Genomic DNA, 16,445 nt, shown 5'->3' on the forward strand with positions numbered 1-16,445 from the left:
GCGGGGCGGGTCCTGTCCGCGGCTCCACCGTGTGGGCGCGGTCGGACCCTCCCCGCTCGCAGCCGGGCCGGTCGGTCTACCCGAGGAGGCCGCCGACGAGGCCGGGCTGACCGGAGGAGGTGGAGCCGCCCCCGCTGTTCGAGCCGCCGTCCGAGCCGCCGGAGCTGCTGGTGGCACCGCCCGAGCTGGGGCCGGAGCTGGTGCTGGGGGCCTGCTCCCGCGGGGCGGAGTGCTCGGGCGGGGCCTGGCCGGCGGTGCCCTGGGTCTGGCTGGGCGCTCCGGCGCCGGCGGTGCCGGTGTCGCGGGACTCGGGGGGTTCGCTGTCGGCGCCGGCGGTCGGGGCGGCCGAGGTGGCGTCCTGGGTGGGGGAGGCGGAGGCGGCCGGCTTGCGGGAGGCTTTGTGCGTGCCGGGCTTCTCGGGGAGGGGCGAGCCGGGCAGTTCGTTGCGCGGGGGCTCGCCGGGGCCGGGGACGACCACGCGGTCGGCGTCGCGGACGGCGCCGCCGAGCAGGGAGCCGGTCAGCAGGGTCAGGCCGACGACGATCGCGGTGACGAGGGCGCCGCGGCGCAGGACGTAGCGGCGCAGCTCCCACAGGTCGGAACGGGGGCCGAGACGGCGCCAGGCGCCGGCGGCGAGGCGGCCGTCGATGGAGTAGACGGGGGCGCCCGCGATGATCAGCGGCGACCAGGCGGCGAGGTAGATGATGTGGGGCGTGTCGTAGACCGGGGTGGTCTTCCAGCTGACGGTGACGATGAGCGCGGCGGAGAGTCCGGCGCCGACGACCGCGGCGACGCGCTGCCAGCAGCCGAGGACGGTGAGGACGCCCACGACGACCTGGAGGAAGGCGATGACGAGGCCGGAACCGACGGGGTGGTGGAGGGCGAACTGCCGCAGGGGTTCGGCGACTTCCCAGGGGTGCAGGGTGTTCAGCCACTTCACCATGGAGCCGCGCTTGCCGCCGTCGAAGTAGACGGGGTCGCAGAGCTTGCCCATGCCGGCGTAGATGGAGATGAAGCCGAGGAAGATGCGCAGCGGGAGCAGGACCACGCCGAGGTTCATCCGGCGGCCCGGGAAGTAGGCGTGGCGGGCGGGGTCGTCGCCGTGCCGCCGGGAGCGGGGGGCGGCGGGTGCCCGGTCCGGGTCGGGGCCGGTGCCGGTCGGGCCGAAGTCCTCGAACTGGGCGTCGTCGTAGGCGGGTTCGTCGTAGGCGCTGCCCACGGTGCGCATGTGCGGCAGGATGCGCTGTTCGCCGGCGGCGGGCCGGCGCTGGGCGCCGACGACGGGGGTCTCGAGGGTCTGCGCGGCGAGGTCGCCGTCGTGTGCGCGGTCGTATCCGGCGTTGTATCCGCTGCCGTATCCGCGGTCGCCGGCGCCGACGCGGGGGATGACCTGGGTGGCTCCGGCGTCGGCGGCGGGCGGTTCGCCGTGGCCGATGCTGCCTGCCCGCACGGCCTGGAGCAGTCGGTGGGCGCCGGTGTCGTCGGGGGCGGACTTGCCGCTCCAGACGACGGCCCGACGGCGGCCCGCGGAGGCGGCGCCCGCTCGGCCCACCGCCCCGACGGCGGCCATGCGCGCGGTGTCATCGATGGCGCTCACGTGCCGGGCGATCCGCGGGGATTGGTTACGCCGCGTCGACGCGGCCAGCTGCACGCGGAAGCTCGCGTGGCTGACGATGATCTGCGCCGGGTCGCTCGGCACCTTCACCATGCTCAGCGCGGGAGCGTCGTCGAATCCCGACGAGCGGTCCCCCGTGGGTGTGCGGGGTGTTCTGGTGTCCACACTCATCTAACCGAGTGACGTGTGGTTAGGACACTGCTTTGACCCGCCGGATCTGTCCGGACTCCGTCAAGGTTGCACTACGCGCCGGGATTAACCCGTTCGGGTGAACTCGCGGACGTGCGTTCCCGCGTCTTTGAGCATGTCGCCGGGCACGTCACCCGGCTGCCGCCAGGCACGTCACCCGGCTTGCCGCCGAGCGTGTCGTCGAGTCCACCCGAGCCGTGTCAGCTCCTGCGGCGAGCCGCCTCGTACAGCACGATGCCCGCCGCCACACCGGCGTTGAGCGATTCGGCGCCGCCCGGCATCGGGATGCGGACGCGGAAGTCGCAGGTCTCGCCGACCAGTCGGGACAGCCCCTTGCCCTCGCTGCCGACGACGATGACGACCGGGCCGTCCAGCGCCTTCAGGGTGCCGACCTCGTGCTCGCCGTCGGCAGCCAGGCCGACCACCGCGATGCCGGCCTTCTTGTAGGCCTCCAGGGCCCGGGTGAGGTTGGTGGCGCGGGCGACCGGGGTGCGGGCGGCCGTGCCGGCGGAGGTCTTCCAGGCGCCGGCGGTCATTCCGGCCGCGCGGCGCTCGGGGACGACGACGCCGTGGCCGCCGAAGGCGGAGACCGAGCGGACGACGGCGCCCAGGTTGCGCGGGTCGGTGACGCCGTCGAGAGCGACGATCAGCGGGTCCTCGCCGTTGTCGTAGGCGGCGGACGCCAGGTCCTCGGGGTGCGCGTACTCGTACGGCGGGACCTGGAGGACCAGGCCCTGGTGGTTGAGGCCGTTCGTCATGCGGTCCAGCTCGGGGCGCGGGGCCTCCATGAGGTGGATGCCGCCGCGCTCGCCGGCGAGTTGGAGCGCTTCGCGCACCCGCTCGTCGTTGTCGATGAACTGCTGGACGTAGAGCATCGTCGCGGGGACGCCCTCGCGGAGTGCCTCGACGACCGGGTTGCGGCCGACGACCATCTCGGACGTGCCCTTGCCGCCGCGGCCGCGCGGTGCGGGCCGGCGTGCGGTCTGCTTCGCCTTGGCGTTCGCGATGCGGTTCGCCTTGTGCTTCTTGCGCATCTCGGCGGGCGGGGTCGGACCCCTGCCCTCGAGGCCCTTGCGTCGCTGGCCGCCACTGCCGACCTGCGCGCCCTTCTTGCCGGACATGCGGCGGTTGTTGGCTGCCATGTGTCTCTCGTCTCCGTGAGCTTCGTACGTGTGTCTTATGCAGTGTGCCGCCCGGATGGCCGGGCGGCACAGTCGATCAAGGACGGGACTCCCCGCAGGGCCCCGTCGCGGCCCTAGCGGGGACCCAGTGTCCAGCGCGGACCCTGCGGGCCGTCCTCGACGGACAGGCCGGACTGGGCGAGCTGGTCGCGGATGGCGTCCGCGGTTCCCCAGTCCTTGCGGGCGCGGGCCGACTCGCGCTGGTCGAGGACGAGTCGTACGAGGCTGTCGACCACGCCGTGCAGGTCCTCGCCCCGGTTCTCCTCGCCGACCCAGCGGGCGTCCAGCGGGTCCAGGCCGAGGACGCCGAGCATGGCGCGGACCTCGGCGAGGCGGGCCACCGCGGCTTCCTTGTCGTCGGCGGCGAGGGCCGAGTTCCCCTGCCGGACCGTGGTGTGCACGATGGCCAGCGCCTGCGGGACGCCGAGGTCGTCGTCCATCGCGTCGGCGAAGGCGGGCGGCACCTCGGCGGCCGGTTCGACCACTCCCCCGGCCTTCTCGACGACGCGCTGCACGAAGCCCTCGATCCGCGCGAACGCCGACTCGGCCTCGCGCAGGGCCTCCTCGCTGTACTCGATCATCGAGCGGTAGTGGGGTGTGCCGAGGTAGTAGCGCAGCACGATGGGCCGCCACTGCTTGACCATCTCGGAGACGAGGACGCTGTTGCCCAGCGACTTCGACATCTTCTCGCCGGCCATGGTGACCCAGGCGTTGTGCACCCAGTAGCGCGCGAACTCGTCGCCGAAGGCCTTGGCCTGGGCGATCTCGTTCTCGTGGTGCGGGAAGATCAGGTCGAGTCCGCCGCCGTGGATGTCGAAGACGGTGCCCAGGTATTTGTGCGCCATCGCCGAGCACTCGAGGTGCCAGCCGGGACGTCCGCGGCCCCAGGGCGTCTCCCAGCTCGGCTCCCCCGGCTTGACGGACTTCCACAGGGCGAAGTCGCGCTGGTCGCGCTTGCCGGTCTCGCCGTCCGCCGAGGGCTGGAGCAGGTTGTCCAGCTCCTGGTTGGACAGCTGGAGGTACTCCGGGAAGGAGCGCACGTCGAAGTAGACGTTGCCCTCGGACTCGTAGGCGTGGCCGCGCTCGATGAGGCCGCGCATCATCTCGATCATCTCGGGGACGTGCCCGGTGGCGCGGGGTTCGTAGGTGGGCGGCAGGCAACCGAGCGCCTGGTAGCCGTCGTTGAACGCGCGCTCGTTCTCGTAGCCGATCGACCACCAGGGGCGGCCCTGGTCGTGCGACTTGGCGATGATCTTGTCGTCGATGTCGGTGACGTTGCGGATGAACGTGACGTCGTAGCCGCGGTGGGTGAACCAGCGGCGCATGATGTCGAAGTTCAGGCCCGAGCGGATGTGCCCGATGTGCGGGGCGGCCTGCACGGTGGCGCCGCAGAGGTAGATCGAGACACAACCCGGTGTGAGCGGGGCGAAGTCACGGATCTGCCGGGCGCTGGTGTCGTACAGGCGAATAGTCACCACTCCAGGGTAGTGGGCGCGGGGCGATGTCCGACACCTCCGCCCGACGGTCCGCTTTCCGGTCGCGGGGACCGGGGCGGACGGTCGCGAGTGCCGGGGCGAGCCGTCGTCCCGGCGCTTCACCCCGGGGTCTCGCTGCGGTCCTCGCCCCGGCGGGCTCACGCCTGTCGCACGACCAGGGCGGTCGCCACCGCCATCAGGCCCTCGCCGCGGCCCGGGAAGCCCAGCCCGTCCGTCGTCGCTCCGGACACGGACACCGGGGCGCCCGCCGCCTCCGACAGCAGCTTCTGGGCCTCGTCCCGGCGCTTGCCGATCTTGGGGCGGGGTCCGACGACCTGTACGGCGACGTTGCCGATGAGGAAACCGGCCTCGCGGACGATCCGGGCGGCCTCGGTGAGCAGGGTGACGCCGGACGCGCCGGACCACTCGGGGCGTCCGGTGCCGAAGTGCTGCCCCAGGTCGCCGAGTCCGGCGGCGGAGAAGAGTGCGTTGCAGGCGGCGTGCGCGACGACGTCGGCGTCGGAGTGTCCGGCCAGTCCGGTGCCCTCGCCCTCCCATTTCAGGCCGGCGCACCACAGTTCGCGGCCGTCCTCGAAGGCGTGGATGTCGGTGCCGATGCCGACCTGGGGCAGCGGCACGCCGCCGAAGGGCGTCTCAGAAGCCATCGTTGAGCCTCCTGCGGGCCAGGACCGCCTCGGCGAGGACCAGGTCGAGGGGGCGGGTGACCTTGAAGGCCTCCTCATGGCCGGGGACGACGACGACCGTCAGGCCGAGCTGCTCGACCATGCTCGCGTCGTCGGTGACGTTCTCCGTGACCGTTTCGTGGGCGCGGACCAGCGTGGCGCGGTCGAAGCCCTGCGGGGTCTGTACGGCCCGCAGCCGGGCGCGCTCGGGAGTGGCGACGACCGGTTCGGGGTCGCCGGCGGTCTCGGCCGGCCGGACCTCCTTGACGGTGTCGGCGAGCGGCAGCGCCGGGACGACCGCCGGGGCGCCGTCGCGTACCGCCTCGATGACGGCGTCCACCGTGTCGACGGGGACGAGGGGCCGGGCGGCGTCGTGGACCAGCACGATGTCGTGGCCGGGCGGCAGCGCGTCGAGGCCCAGCTTCACGGACTCCTGGCGGGACTCGCCGCCGGGGACGACCAGGAAGTCGGTGCGGTCGGGCAGCGCGTGCGCGTCGAGCAGGGACTTCACCTCCGCGGCGCCGTCCGGTGGGGCCACGACGACGACGAGGGAGACCGCGCGGGACGCGGCGAGTGCGCGCACCGCGTGGATCAGCATGGGCGTGCCGCTCAGCGTGCGGAGCGCTTTGGGGGCGCCCGGACCGAGGCGGACACCCCGTCCGGCGGCCGGAATCACCGCCGCCGTACGGGTGGGCGCGGGGGAGGGACGCGAATCGTCAGACATCGGTTCCTGTCAGGTTTGTGTTCCGGCCCGGCGTGGGTATGGCCCTGGAAGTGCCGGGCGCGACGCCTTGACCGGACCCTTCCGTGACGTGCCGGTCAGGCGGCAGCCCGGGCCCGGCACATCAAGTATCGGGGGATCATCACCCTCGTGGGGCGGTACGGATCGGTCGACCCGTCGGCCGGTGCGCATCGGGGGAGGCACGCGGAGCGAGCAGCGCGCACGGCGGTGTCCGGGCGCGGACATGCCGCAGCGCCCGGCGACGGGAAATACGTCATCGGGCACCGCGGCAGTTCAGTGTTCTTCCGTGTGCTGAGGCCGGTCGAGGTCCGGCGTCAGGACGCGAGAACCTCGTCGAGGAGGGCTTCCGCCTTGTCCTCGTTGGTGTTCTCCGCGAGCGCGAGCTCGCTCACCAGGATCTGGCGAGCCTTGGCGAGCATGCGCTTCTCACCTGCGGAGAGTCCGCGCTCGCGCTCACGACGCCACAGGTCACGCACGACTTCCGCGACCTTGATGACATCGCCGGAGGCGAGCTTCTCCAGATTTGCCTTGTAACGACGCGACCAGTTCGTGGGCTCCTCGGCGTACGGCGCGCGCAGCACCTCGAAGACCCGGTCCAGCCCGTCCTGACCGACCACATCACGCACGCCGACGAACTCCGCATTGTCCGCTGGCACACGTACCGTCAGGTCACCCTGGGCGACCTTCAGGACCAAGTAGGTCTTGTCCACGCCTTTGATCTGGCGAGTTTCGATAGCCTCGATCAGCGCGGCCCCGTGATGGGGATAGACCACGGTGTCGCCAACCTTGAACGTCATGTGACAGGTACCCCTTCCGTGGCTATCCAGGGTAACACGGAAACTGCGGTTCCTGAATGGCGTTTTCGCAGGTCAGGGCATATCTCGGGGCTTGACAACTGCAACAGGAACGTGCTGCGGAGGGTCACGGGAAGCGGGTATTCGCAGGTCGGAGCCACTCTCCGAGGGGGGCGAAACGCGTACGTTACACGCATCCGGAGGGCCGCCCGAACGGCCGAACGTCCCCATATGTCCGCTTGCGCGTGTGCGACTTCCGCTACTCCGTTCGGTGCGGCTGGCCGGTTACCGTTCGTTTCCGGAATTGATCATCGGCCGTTCGGCCGGGGCCGTGATCAATTCCCCGGACGGCCTCGCATTCCTTCACGGAAAATCCGCGAGTGCGTGTCGGTGGCGCTTATGCGAATGACGGACGAGCAGGCGGACGACGGATGAAGCCAAAGTGGCTGACGGGTTGCTTCTGACACCTGGGGTGCGAGTGACGAAAGTGACGGGGCCCACTCGGGGCGGGAGAGACGACAACCCCGGGCGTCCGACTCGGCCCGGGATCGCCGAAGAGGCGGGTCGGGTGCGGCGGCGCGGGAACGGCTCGATAACCTGAGGTCCCTGACTGATCCTTTTAGGGCGGCCTCGTCGACAAGAGAGCCGTCCGTGCGTTCAAGGAGTTGCCGCCGCCGTGAGCAGCAGCCTTCGACGCGGCGCCCTCGCCGCTTCCGCCATCGCGTTCTCGATCGCCTCGCTCGCCGCCTGCGGCGCCGGAAACGACGCCCAGACCCTGGAGATCAAGCCGGACAACGCCGCCGCCCAGGTCGGCGAGATCAAGCTGCAGAACGTCGTCGTGATCACCCAGCCCGACCTGGAGTCCACCGGGCCGGCCGTGGTCTCGGCGACCGTCTTCAACGCCGACGACGAACCGCAGACGCTCGACTCCATCACCGTCGACGGCACCGGCAAGTCCGCCGAGCTCAAGCCCGCCAAGGGCAAGGGCGAGCTGACGGTCCCGGCCCACGGCTCGCTCGTCATCGGCGGCGCCGGCAACGCCTCCGCCGTCCTGCCGGACAGCCGTGAGGCCGTCAAGAACGGCGACGCGCAGAACATCACCTTCACCTTCAGCAAGACCGGCGCGGTCAAGCTGGCCGCCTTCGTCGTGCCGGCCGAGGGCTACTTCTCCGACTGGGGGCCGAGCAAGATCCCGACCGCCTCGCCGTCCCCCTCCAAGAGCGCGGCGGCCTCGGAGTCGGCGAGCGCGGACGGCGGCACGGAGTCCGGCTCCCCCTCCCCGTCCGGCTCGGCCTCCGCGAGCGCCTCGAACAGCGCGGCAGCGGGCAACTGAGCCCCGTCCGCACCCCGGACACGCGAGGAGGGCGGCACCCGCACCGGGTGCCGCCCTCCTCGCTTCACACGGCCGCCGCCGGGCCGCCGCGCACGGCCTAGGGTTCGAACTTGTAGCCCAGGCCGCGCACCGTCACCAGGTAGCGCGGCGCGCCCGGGTCCGGCTCGATCTTGGCGCGCAGGCGCTTGACGTGGACGTCGAGGGTCTTGGTGTCGCCCACGTAGTCGGCGCCCCAGACCCGGTCGATGAGCTGCATGCGGGTCAGGACGCGCCCGGCGTTGCGCAGCAGCATCTCCAGCAGGTCGAACTCCTTGAGCGGGAGGTCGACCTTGGAACCGGAGACCGTCACCACATGCCGGTCGACGTCCATCCGGACCGGCCCGGCCTCCAGGGCCGCCGGGGTCACCTCCTCGGGTTCGCCGCGCCGGCGCAGGACGGCCCGGATGCGGGCGACCAGCTCGCGCGAGGAGAAGGGCTTGGTGACGTAGTCGTCGGCCCCTATCTCCAGGCCGACGACCTTGTCGATCTCGCTGTCCTTGGCGGTCACCATGATCACGGGGACGTTGGAGCGGCCGCGCAGCTGGCGGCAGACCTCCGTGCCGGGCAGCCCCGGCAGCATCAGGTCGAGGAGCACGAGGTCGGCGCCGTTGCGCTCGAACTCGTCGAGTCCGTCGGGCCCGGTGGTCGCGACGGCGACCTCGAAGCCCTCCTTGCGGAGCATGTAGGAAAGGGCGTCGGAGAAGGACTCCTCGTCCTCGACGACGAGCACTCGGGTCACGGAAGGACCTCCGGGGCGGAAAGCGTCTGGTACGCGGTCGAATCGGGGGATGAGGCGCGGGACGGGGCCCGGGGCGAGGGATGGGAAGAGGGGGTGGCGACCTCGTCGAGGTCGTCGACTTCGTCGACCTCGTCCGGGTCCGGGTAGTGATCCGCGCGGTCACGGGCCGCGCCCGCCTCCGGCAGTCGCAGGGTGAAGGTGGAGCCCTGGTTCTCGGCGCTCCACACCGTGACCTCCCCGCCGTGCGAGGCGGCCACGTGCTTGACGATCGCCAGCCCGAGGCCCGTGCCGCCCGTGGCACGGGAGCGGGCCGGGTCGACGCGGTAGAAGCGCTCGAAGATGCGCTCCTTGTCCTTGTCGGAGATGCCGATGCCCTGGTCGGTCACGGCGATCTCGATCTGATCGCCGCCCGGCGCGTTCACCCGGCGGGCGGCTATGCCGACGCGGGTGCGGGCGGGCGAGTAGTTGACGGCGTTCTCGACGAGGTTGCCGAGGGCGGCGGCCAGCTGGCCGCGGTTCCCCCAGACGCGCAGTCCGGCGGCGTCGTCCTCATGGGGTCCGCCGAACGGGTCGGGCCCGTCGGGCGCACCCACGTTCGAGGCCATGGTGATCTGCTTGGCGCCGGCCTGGTGCCGGCAGCGGTCGACGGCCTCGGCCACGAGTTCGGCCACGCCGACCGGTTCGGCGTCCTCGAGCGGGTCGTCGTTCTGCACCCTGGACAGGTCGATCAGCTCCTGGACCAGGCTGGTCAGCCGGGTGGCCTCGATCTGCATACGGCCGGCGAAGCGTTCCACCGCCTCCGGGTCCTCCGAGGCGTCCATGACGGCCTCGGACAGCAGGGAGAGCGCGCCGACCGGCGTCTTCAGCTCATGGCTGACGTTCGCCACGAAGTCCCGCCGGACCGCCTCGATGCGACGGGCCTCGGTGAGGTCCTCGACCAGGAGCAGGACCAGCCGGGAGCCCAGCGGGGCCACCCGGGCGGACACGGCGAGGGCCTCGCCGCGCCCGGTCCCGCGCCGGGGGAGGTCCAGCTCGACCTGGCGTATCTCTCCGTCGCGCCGGGTGTCCCGGGCCATCTTCATCATGGGCTCCACGCTGAGCCGGCCGCCGCGTACCAGCCCGAGGGCGTAGGCGGCGGAGCTGGCCTTGACGACGGCGTCGGCCTCGTCGAGGACGACGGCGGAAGAGCGCAGGACGGACAGGACGGTGTCCACGCCGGGCGGAAGCATGGGGTCCGTGTGCAGCGAGGTGCGCGTGGGGCGCTTCTGTTCGCGCTCGCTCCAGCGGAACGCCAGCATGGCGATGACACCGGTGAGCACACCGGCGATCGCTGCCGCTGCGGCGACCGCCGCGTTCACGTTCATGCCCTCAGGTTAGGCACGCCGTCCGTCCTGGCCACAGCTGTGGAGGTGCGACCTCGAACACTCGTCGCCCAGAGTTCACCTTGGAGCCAGTGGTGGTTCATTCGGGGTGACGGAAATCGACGCGTACGGGGCGGACCGTGGCACCGTGGGGCCCGGAGCCCGAGAAGGACCCGGACTTCTAAGGGAGCGGACCCCGGCGAATCCGAACCCGAGCCCGAGCCCTGCCCCTGCCCCTGCCCCTGCCCCGAACCCCGAGAACGACGTACGAGAGGGAACTCTGATGCGGGACGCGTACCACGAGGAACTGGACTCGATCGGCGACAGCCTGGTGGAGATGGCCCGGCTGGTCGGGTCGGCGATCGGACGCGCCACGACCGCCATCCTCGACTCCGATCTGAAACTGGCCGAGAGCGTGATCGAGGCCGACCAGCGGGTCGACGAGCTGCAGCACGACCTGGAGGCGCGGGCCATCGCGCTGTTGGCGCGGCAGCAGCCGGTGGCGACGGACCTGCGGATCGTCGTCACGTCCCTGCGGATGTCGGCCGACCTGGAGCGGTCCGGCGACCTCGCCCAGCACGTGGCGAAGCTGGCCCGGCTGCGCTTCCCCAACCGCGCGGTCCCGCACGACCTGCACGCCACGATCCTGGAGATGGGCCAGCTCGCGCAGCGCCTGATGGCGAAGGCGGCCGAGGTCATCATCACCAAGGACGTCGACCTGGCGCTCCAGCTGGAGCAGGACGACGACGAGATGGACCTGCTGCACCGCACGCTCTTCCAGCACCTGTTGGACGACAAGTGGAAGCACGGCATCGAGACCGCGGTCGACGTGACCCTGCTCGGCCGCTACTACGAGCGGTTCGCCGACCACGCCGTGGCCGTCGCGAAACGCGTGGTGTTCCTGGTGACGGGCGAGCACGCGGACGAACTCCAGCAGGACCTGCAGCCGGAGATCCAGCCGGCGGGGGGCGCGGGCGCCGGGACCGAGGCATAGCTCGGGGCGGGGCGGGGAGTGGTGCGAGGCGGGGCGCGGGCCGGGGTGGAGCGTGGGCCGAGGCGTGCCGGGTCCGGCCCAGGGCGTGCGCAAGCCACTGTGCGCCGTTGATGCGCCCAGGGGAACGGGCATGCAATGGGCACAGGCCCTACGCCTCCGGGAGGAACCCATGGCCGAGTCCCCCAGCGCTCCGACGTCCGACCCCACCCAGGAACACCCGACCGAGCAGCCCGTGGAGATCAGGAACCTCATGCTGATCGGCGCGTGCGGCTGCGGTTCCGGGTGCGGCTGCGGCTGCCAGGCGGGCAGCCCCTGCCAGTGCGGCTGAGGACGACCGAGCGACGTACTGCCGGACGAGGGCTCCGGCGCCGATCGTCCGGCGCCGGAGCCCTCGTCCGTGCTCGCGCCTGTCGCTTGTACCTCCCGCTGCCCGCGGTCCCGCCCGCCCGGGTCGCCCCGGTGAGCGGGCAGGCGCAGCATGGAGACGCGGGGGCGAAGAGACCCACCGGCGCGAGATCGGAAGGGGGCGGGCAGTCATGACCCGCTTCATGGACGTCCACCACGGCATGCACGGCATCACGGCCGACCAGCTCCTCGAGGCCCACCGGGCGGACCTCGCCATCGAGGGCGAGGAGAGCGTGCACTTCGAGCGCGCCTGGGCGGACCCGGAGTCCGGAACCGTGTACTGCCTCTCCGAGGCGCCCTCGGCGGAGGCCGTGCTCCGCATCCACGAGCGCACCGGTCACATGGCGGACGAGATCCATCCGGTGCCGCTCGAGGTGTGAGCCGGGGCGGACGTGGTCGTCAGGGCTTGACCGCGGAGACGGCGGTCACGGTCACCGTGTTGTCGCACTCGGCGAACTGACCGTCGTCCAGGGCCACCTGGTGCGATCCGGAGCCCGGCAGGCCGACCACGACGGTCGGGTACACGGACGGGACCGCGCCGGACTTGCAGTATCCGTCGGCCTCGCCGTGCACCTGCACGAAGGTCAGCTTCGTCCACGCCCTGCCTCCCGGGGCCACCGTGACCGGCGAGGCGGACCCGGTGGTCGTGACGGCGAGCGGGGAGTTGTGCTCGGGGGAGCCGTTGCCGGCCCCCGCGACGGACGGATGCCCCTTGAGCACGCACGCCTTCCCGGAGACGTTGACGAACTCGACGATCGCGGCCCCGGTCCCCGTCCCGACCGGCCGCTCGGCGGCCTGCCACGCGGAGACCTTCAGGCTCTTCGCGGCGCAGGCCGCGACGGCGGGCACGGACGCGGACGCCGTGGGCGCGACGGAGGCCGAGGGGGTCGGGGTGGCAGGGGCGCCGGGCGCCGAGGCGGTGGGGGTCGCGGCGGCGGTGGGGCTCGACGTGGCGGGCGTCGCGGCGGCGGTGGTTGAACTCGTGGACGGGGAGGCCGCGGGCGCGGAACCCGCCGGCGCCGGCGTCGACGGCGCGGGCTTCGACGGCGACTCGGTCGGCTGGCACGCCGTCACGACGAGAGCCGCCGAGACGACGACGACGGCGGCGGCCACGGCCTTCCTGACCCCGCCCCCGACCCTGGCCCCACGCCGGAACCCGCGCGCGCTTGCGGCGCCGGTCCCGGTCGACCGCCGGTCGCCGTCCAGACCGTTGCCGTCGTCCATGCCGTTCGTGCGGTTCATGCCGTTGCCGTCGTTCATGCCGTTCATGCCGTCCCCCGAGGTTTCCGGTCGGCCAGGGCGCTCGCCCTCGCCGTACTGCTCAGCGGCACAGACGGAAGGAGCGGCTCACGGGGTTCGGCCGGTCGTCGATCTGTGACGCGGTGGTGACGAGACGCCCGCTCGCCGTTCCCGGGCGGCGGGGCGACCATGGAATACAGGACGGGGGACGGGGGCGGGGGCGGGGGCCGGGGGTGTTTCTGTTCGGGTCGGGAACTGCACTGGAGGCACCTGTGGCGGGCACCGCGACGACCGAGGCAGCAAGAACGACGGACGTGCTCGTCGTGGGCGCCGGCCCGGTCGGGCTGAGCGCGGCGGCGGAGCTGCGTCGGCACGGTGTGCGTTGCCGCCTCGTCGACCGCCTTCCGGAGCGGCTGCCGTACGCCAAGGCGGTCGGCATCCAGCCGCGCACGCTGGAGATCTGGGACCGGATGGGCCTGGCCCGCACGATGCTGGAGGCCGCCGCCGTGCTGCGCGGTCAGCTGATCTACGTCAACGGACGGGAGCAGGCCCGCATCGACCTCGTGCTGCCGCCCGAGGTGCCCTACGAGTTCGCCGCCCTGCCGCAGTACGAGACCGAACGTCTGCTGGAGGAGTACGTGGCCGGGCTCGGCACCCTCATCGAGCGCGGCACGGAACTGCTGTCGTTCACCCAGGACGAGGACGGGGTCACCGCCCGCCTGCGCACGGCCTCCGGTGCCGAGGAAGAGCTGAGGGCGGGCTATCTCATCGGCTGCGACGGTGCGCACAGCACGGTGCGCAAGGGGCTGGGCCTCGCGTTCGAAGGGGCGGCCTTCGCCGAGGAGTACATGCTGGGCGATGTCGAGGCCGACTGGGACATGCCACACGGCTACGGCATCCGCTCCCTGCACCACGCCGCCGACGGTTCCACGGACGACGCGCTGATCTGCGTGCCGCTGCCGGGCCACGGCCGGTACCGCATGTCGATGCTGGTCCCACCGGAGCTCTCCACGGGGGCACGCGGCGGATCGCCCGGACGGACGGACGACGGTCCCAGCACCGGTACGGGGACCGGGGCTGGTGCTGGTGCTGGTGCTGGTGCTGGTGCTGGTGCTGGTGCTGGTGCTGGTGCTGCCGAGGATGATGGTGTGTCGCACGGTCTGGAGGGCGGCCGCACGCCGGAGCTGCATCACCTCCAGGCCGTCGTCGACCGCCTCGCGCCACGGCCGGCGGTGCTCTCCCGGCTGCGCTGGTCGTCCGTCTTCCGCATCAGCCACCGCATCGTCGACCGCTACGGCGAGGGGCGTGTGTTCGTCGCCGGCGATGCCGCCCACATCCATCCGCCCACCGGCGCCCAGGGTATGAACACCGGCATCCAGGACGCCTGCAACCTCGCCTGGAAACTGGCGTCCGTCATCCACGGGGAGGCCGGTGCGGCGCTGCTGACCACGTATGACGCCGAGCGCCGGCCGGTGGGCGAGGAGGTCGTCGGGCGGACGGTCCGGCACGCCACCCGCGGCATGGAGGCCGACCCCGACGACCCCCGGACCGTTCTGCTGCGCGAGGCACAGCTCCTGATCGACTACCGGGACGGCCCCCTGGCCACCGACCCGCACGGCCCGCCCGGCGCTCCCCAGCCCGGCGACCGCGCCCCCGACTGCCGAGGCCTGACCGCCCCCGCCTCCGCCTACCCCTGGCGTCTGCTGGACGTGCTGCGACACCGTCCGGGCCACGTGATCCTCCTGTACGGCGCGGGCCTGACCGACCTGGCGGCGATCGCCGAGGCCGGCCTGCACACCGCCGCCGTCGCGGGCGCCGTCACCGTGGCGGTGCTCGACGGTGACACAGCGCCGTCCGCTCCCGACGCTCTGCCGGTGCCCGCCTACCGGGACACGGCCGACGAGTTCGCCCGCCTCTACCGTCCCGACGGCCCCACCGGCTTCGTCGTCCGCCCCGACGGCTACCTGGCGGCCCGCTTCCCCCTGAGCGCCACAGGAACGGCCCTGTCCACCTACTTCACCGCCCTCACCACCCCCACCCCGTCCCGTTCCGTCACCGCCCGAGCCTGACGGCCGGCCTCGAGCAGGCGAGGCACAGCATGGACATCGAGCTGACGTACCGGAGAGGGCTGCTGCGCGCCATCGGCGACGTGGAGGTCTCCTACGGCCGGAGGGAGTGGCTGGACAGCACCCCGCGCGCCTTGGGGCCATGGCCGCTCGAGTACCAGCGGTTCGGTGCGACGCTGCGCGCCGTGGGCGACGTCGACATCACCTACCGCAGGTGGTCCGCCCTGCCACGCACCGTCGGGCAATGGAGCTGTGAATGCAGCAGGTTCGGTGCCCGTCTGCTCAGCATCGGACCTTATGAGCTGAGGCACGACCGAGGCGGGAGCCGTGTCCGTGGCATCGGACCGCTCGAGGTCTTCTACGACCGGCTCGGCAGTCGTCCCATCCGCGTGCGGCTGCACGACGGGAGCCGCACGCTGTCCGACGACCTCGTTCTGGCCCTCTTCCTCGTACTGTTCTGGCAACGACAGGCCTGGGAGGCGTCCCAGCGAGCCGACAACTGACTGAACCCTGAACCCCCCTCGCGGACGTGGCTGCGGGTCTTGCCTGACATGGCGCGCGGCTCGTTGGCCATGGCTGCGTACGTCTTCTCGCTACTTCACAGCGTGGCCGGTGAGTTTGTGGCTCCCGGCCGGTCCAAGCTCATGACACCCCAGGAAAGGACACCGCCATGTCGGAGCTTCTCGTCGACTTCATCACCTCACTCGACGGCCACGCGTCGGGAGAGGGCTGGCCCGGGTTCTGGGGCCTCGAGGGCCCGGAGTACCTCGCGTGGCTCGGCGAGCAGCCCAAGGCCACCTACCTGATGGGAGCGAACACCTACCGCCTGATGTCGGGCTTCGCCGCAGGCAAGGTCCCCGATGGCCAAGACGAGTTCAGGCCCGAAGAAGAGGCGTCCGTCGACGAGCTCACGCAAGCGTCCAAAGTGGTGTTCTCCTCCTCACTCGAGGAGCCACTGAGGTGGGCCAACTCCACGCTCGTCCGCGACGACGCCGTCGAGGCGGTCCGCGCCATGAAGTCGAGTGGCGCGGGACTCCTCAGCACGATCGGCAGCCTCAGCCTGTGCCGGTCCCTGCTACGAGCCGGACTCGTCGACCGCTTCCGGGTCGTGATGTTCCCGGTGATCACCGGGGCCACGGGCGAGGAACGCATCTACGACGGCTATCCGGACGTCGCCCTCGAGATGATCGAGCACCGCACCTTCGACGGCCGCATCCAGCTGGTCGAGTACAAGCCCCGCGTGCTCGAGCACCCGCCCCTAGAGATCATCGCCTGAGATGCGGCGGCGTCCTTGGCCATGGCTGGTCAGTTCCCTCTTGAGCGTGAGGAGCAGTCCGGTGGAGTCGTCGTGGGCAGATCCGCGCCACGCCCGTTGTCCAGATCCCCGCCCACGCCGTTGGGACCGCTAGATTGTTCTATCTCTCCTTCATCTGCTCTCCCTGCTTGCTCAGTGCGACCTCGTGTCGCGCGGGTGTTCACGAGTAGCGCTGACCAGGTGGTACGGAGGCGGTTGAAGATCGCTCCCCAAGCCGGCAAAGATCGTTTCCCGCACCGTTGACAGCCAGACACTCCCCCGACAGATTCCAGCTG

Annotated in this window: 16 protein-coding genes; 7 read left to right on the plus strand and 9 right to left on the minus strand. The window is 71.7% G+C overall.

The window, feature by feature from the left end:
• Positions 1–76: 76 nt before the first annotated feature.
• The 6 genes from QF032_RS18225 to QF032_RS18250 form a co-directional block, all read right to left on the minus strand.
• Positions 77–1,786, minus strand: coding sequence for a DoxX family membrane protein (locus QF032_RS18225; RefSeq protein ID WP_307056601.1), 1,710 nt, complete (start codon positions 1,784–1,786; stop codon positions 77–79).
• A 218-nt stretch (positions 1,787–2,004) separates the two neighbouring features.
• A complete protein-coding gene (gene rlmB, locus QF032_RS18230; protein WP_307044008.1) occupies positions 2,005–2,946 on the minus strand; it encodes a 23S rRNA (guanosine(2251)-2'-O)-methyltransferase RlmB in 942 nt (313 codons plus the stop codon).
• A 113-nt stretch (positions 2,947–3,059) separates the two neighbouring features.
• Positions 3,060–4,460, minus strand: a complete 1,401-nt coding sequence (cysS, locus tag QF032_RS18235; RefSeq protein WP_307056603.1) for a cysteine--tRNA ligase — start codon at positions 4,458–4,460, stop codon at positions 3,060–3,062.
• Positions 4,461–4,618: 158 nt separating this feature from the next.
• Positions 4,619–5,125: a 2-C-methyl-D-erythritol 2,4-cyclodiphosphate synthase gene (gene ispF, locus QF032_RS18240; RefSeq protein ID WP_307044011.1), complete on the minus strand. Its 507-nt coding sequence runs from the start codon at positions 5,123–5,125 to the stop codon at positions 4,619–4,621.
• Positions 5,115–5,867: a 2-C-methyl-D-erythritol 4-phosphate cytidylyltransferase gene (ispD, locus tag QF032_RS18245; RefSeq protein ID WP_307044013.1), complete on the minus strand. Its 753-nt coding sequence runs from the start codon at positions 5,865–5,867 to the stop codon at positions 5,115–5,117. Before ispD ends, ispF begins: the two co-directional genes overlap by 11 nt.
• A gap of 332 nt (positions 5,868–6,199) precedes the next feature.
• On the minus strand, positions 6,200–6,682 hold the full coding sequence (locus tag QF032_RS18250) for a CarD family transcriptional regulator (RefSeq protein ID WP_003953493.1): 483 nt from the start codon (positions 6,680–6,682) through the stop codon (positions 6,200–6,202).
• 673 nt (positions 6,683–7,355) lie between these two features.
• Here QF032_RS18250 and QF032_RS18255 point away from each other — a divergent pair.
• Positions 7,356–8,012, plus strand: coding sequence for a DUF461 domain-containing protein (locus tag QF032_RS18255; protein WP_307044016.1), 657 nt, complete (start codon positions 7,356–7,358; stop codon positions 8,010–8,012).
• Positions 8,013–8,109: 97 nt separating this feature from the next.
• On the opposite strand, the gene QF032_RS18260 is transcribed toward QF032_RS18255, so the two are convergent.
• Entirely contained in the window at positions 8,110–8,790 is a 681-nt protein-coding gene (locus QF032_RS18260) for a response regulator transcription factor (RefSeq protein ID WP_015659563.1), read from the minus strand.
• Complete coding sequence (locus tag QF032_RS18265) at positions 8,787–10,154, minus strand: sensor histidine kinase (protein ID WP_307044017.1); 1,368 nt, start codon at positions 10,152–10,154, stop codon at positions 8,787–8,789. The genes QF032_RS18260 and QF032_RS18265 overlap by 4 nt, the downstream gene beginning before the upstream one ends.
• A gap of 280 nt (positions 10,155–10,434) precedes the next feature.
• Between QF032_RS18265 and phoU the strand changes: the two genes are divergently transcribed.
• The 3 genes from phoU to QF032_RS18280 all read left to right on the plus strand — a co-directional run bounded on the left by phoU (position 10,435) and on the right by QF032_RS18280 (position 11,930).
• Entirely contained in the window at positions 10,435–11,145 is a 711-nt protein-coding gene (gene phoU / locus QF032_RS18270) for a phosphate signaling complex protein PhoU (protein ID WP_307044019.1), read from the plus strand.
• 169 nt (positions 11,146–11,314) lie between these two features.
• The gene (locus QF032_RS18275) at positions 11,315–11,473 is read left to right on the plus strand and encodes a hypothetical protein (protein ID WP_306951066.1); all 159 of its coding nucleotides are present in this window, start codon (positions 11,315–11,317) and stop codon (positions 11,471–11,473) included.
• A 208-nt stretch (positions 11,474–11,681) separates the two neighbouring features.
• Positions 11,682–11,930, plus strand: coding sequence for an SCO4226 family nickel-binding protein (locus QF032_RS18280; RefSeq protein ID WP_107443319.1), 249 nt, complete (start codon positions 11,682–11,684; stop codon positions 11,928–11,930).
• A gap of 19 nt (positions 11,931–11,949) precedes the next feature.
• Here the strand turns inward: QF032_RS18280 and QF032_RS18285 are convergent, their stop codons facing one another.
• Positions 11,950–12,819, minus strand: coding sequence for a DUF4232 domain-containing protein (locus QF032_RS18285; protein WP_307056604.1), 870 nt, complete (start codon positions 12,817–12,819; stop codon positions 11,950–11,952).
• A 242-nt stretch (positions 12,820–13,061) separates the two neighbouring features.
• Between QF032_RS18285 and QF032_RS18290 the strand changes: the two genes are divergently transcribed.
• From QF032_RS18290 to QF032_RS18300, 3 genes are all read left to right on the plus strand, one after another.
• Positions 13,062–14,858, plus strand: a complete 1,797-nt coding sequence (locus QF032_RS18290; protein ID WP_307056606.1) for an FAD-dependent monooxygenase — start codon at positions 13,062–13,064, stop codon at positions 14,856–14,858.
• A gap of 29 nt (positions 14,859–14,887) precedes the next feature.
• Positions 14,888–15,358, plus strand: a complete 471-nt coding sequence (locus tag QF032_RS18295; RefSeq protein ID WP_306951059.1) for a hypothetical protein — start codon at positions 14,888–14,890, stop codon at positions 15,356–15,358.
• A gap of 167 nt (positions 15,359–15,525) precedes the next feature.
• A complete protein-coding gene (locus QF032_RS18300; protein ID WP_307044026.1) occupies positions 15,526–16,131 on the plus strand; it encodes a dihydrofolate reductase family protein in 606 nt (201 codons plus the stop codon).
• The last annotated feature ends 314 nt before the right edge of the window (positions 16,132–16,445 follow it).

The organism is Streptomyces achromogenes (assembly GCF_030816715.1).
Lineage (GTDB): Bacteria > Actinomycetota > Actinomycetes > Streptomycetales > Streptomycetaceae > Streptomyces > Streptomyces achromogenes_A.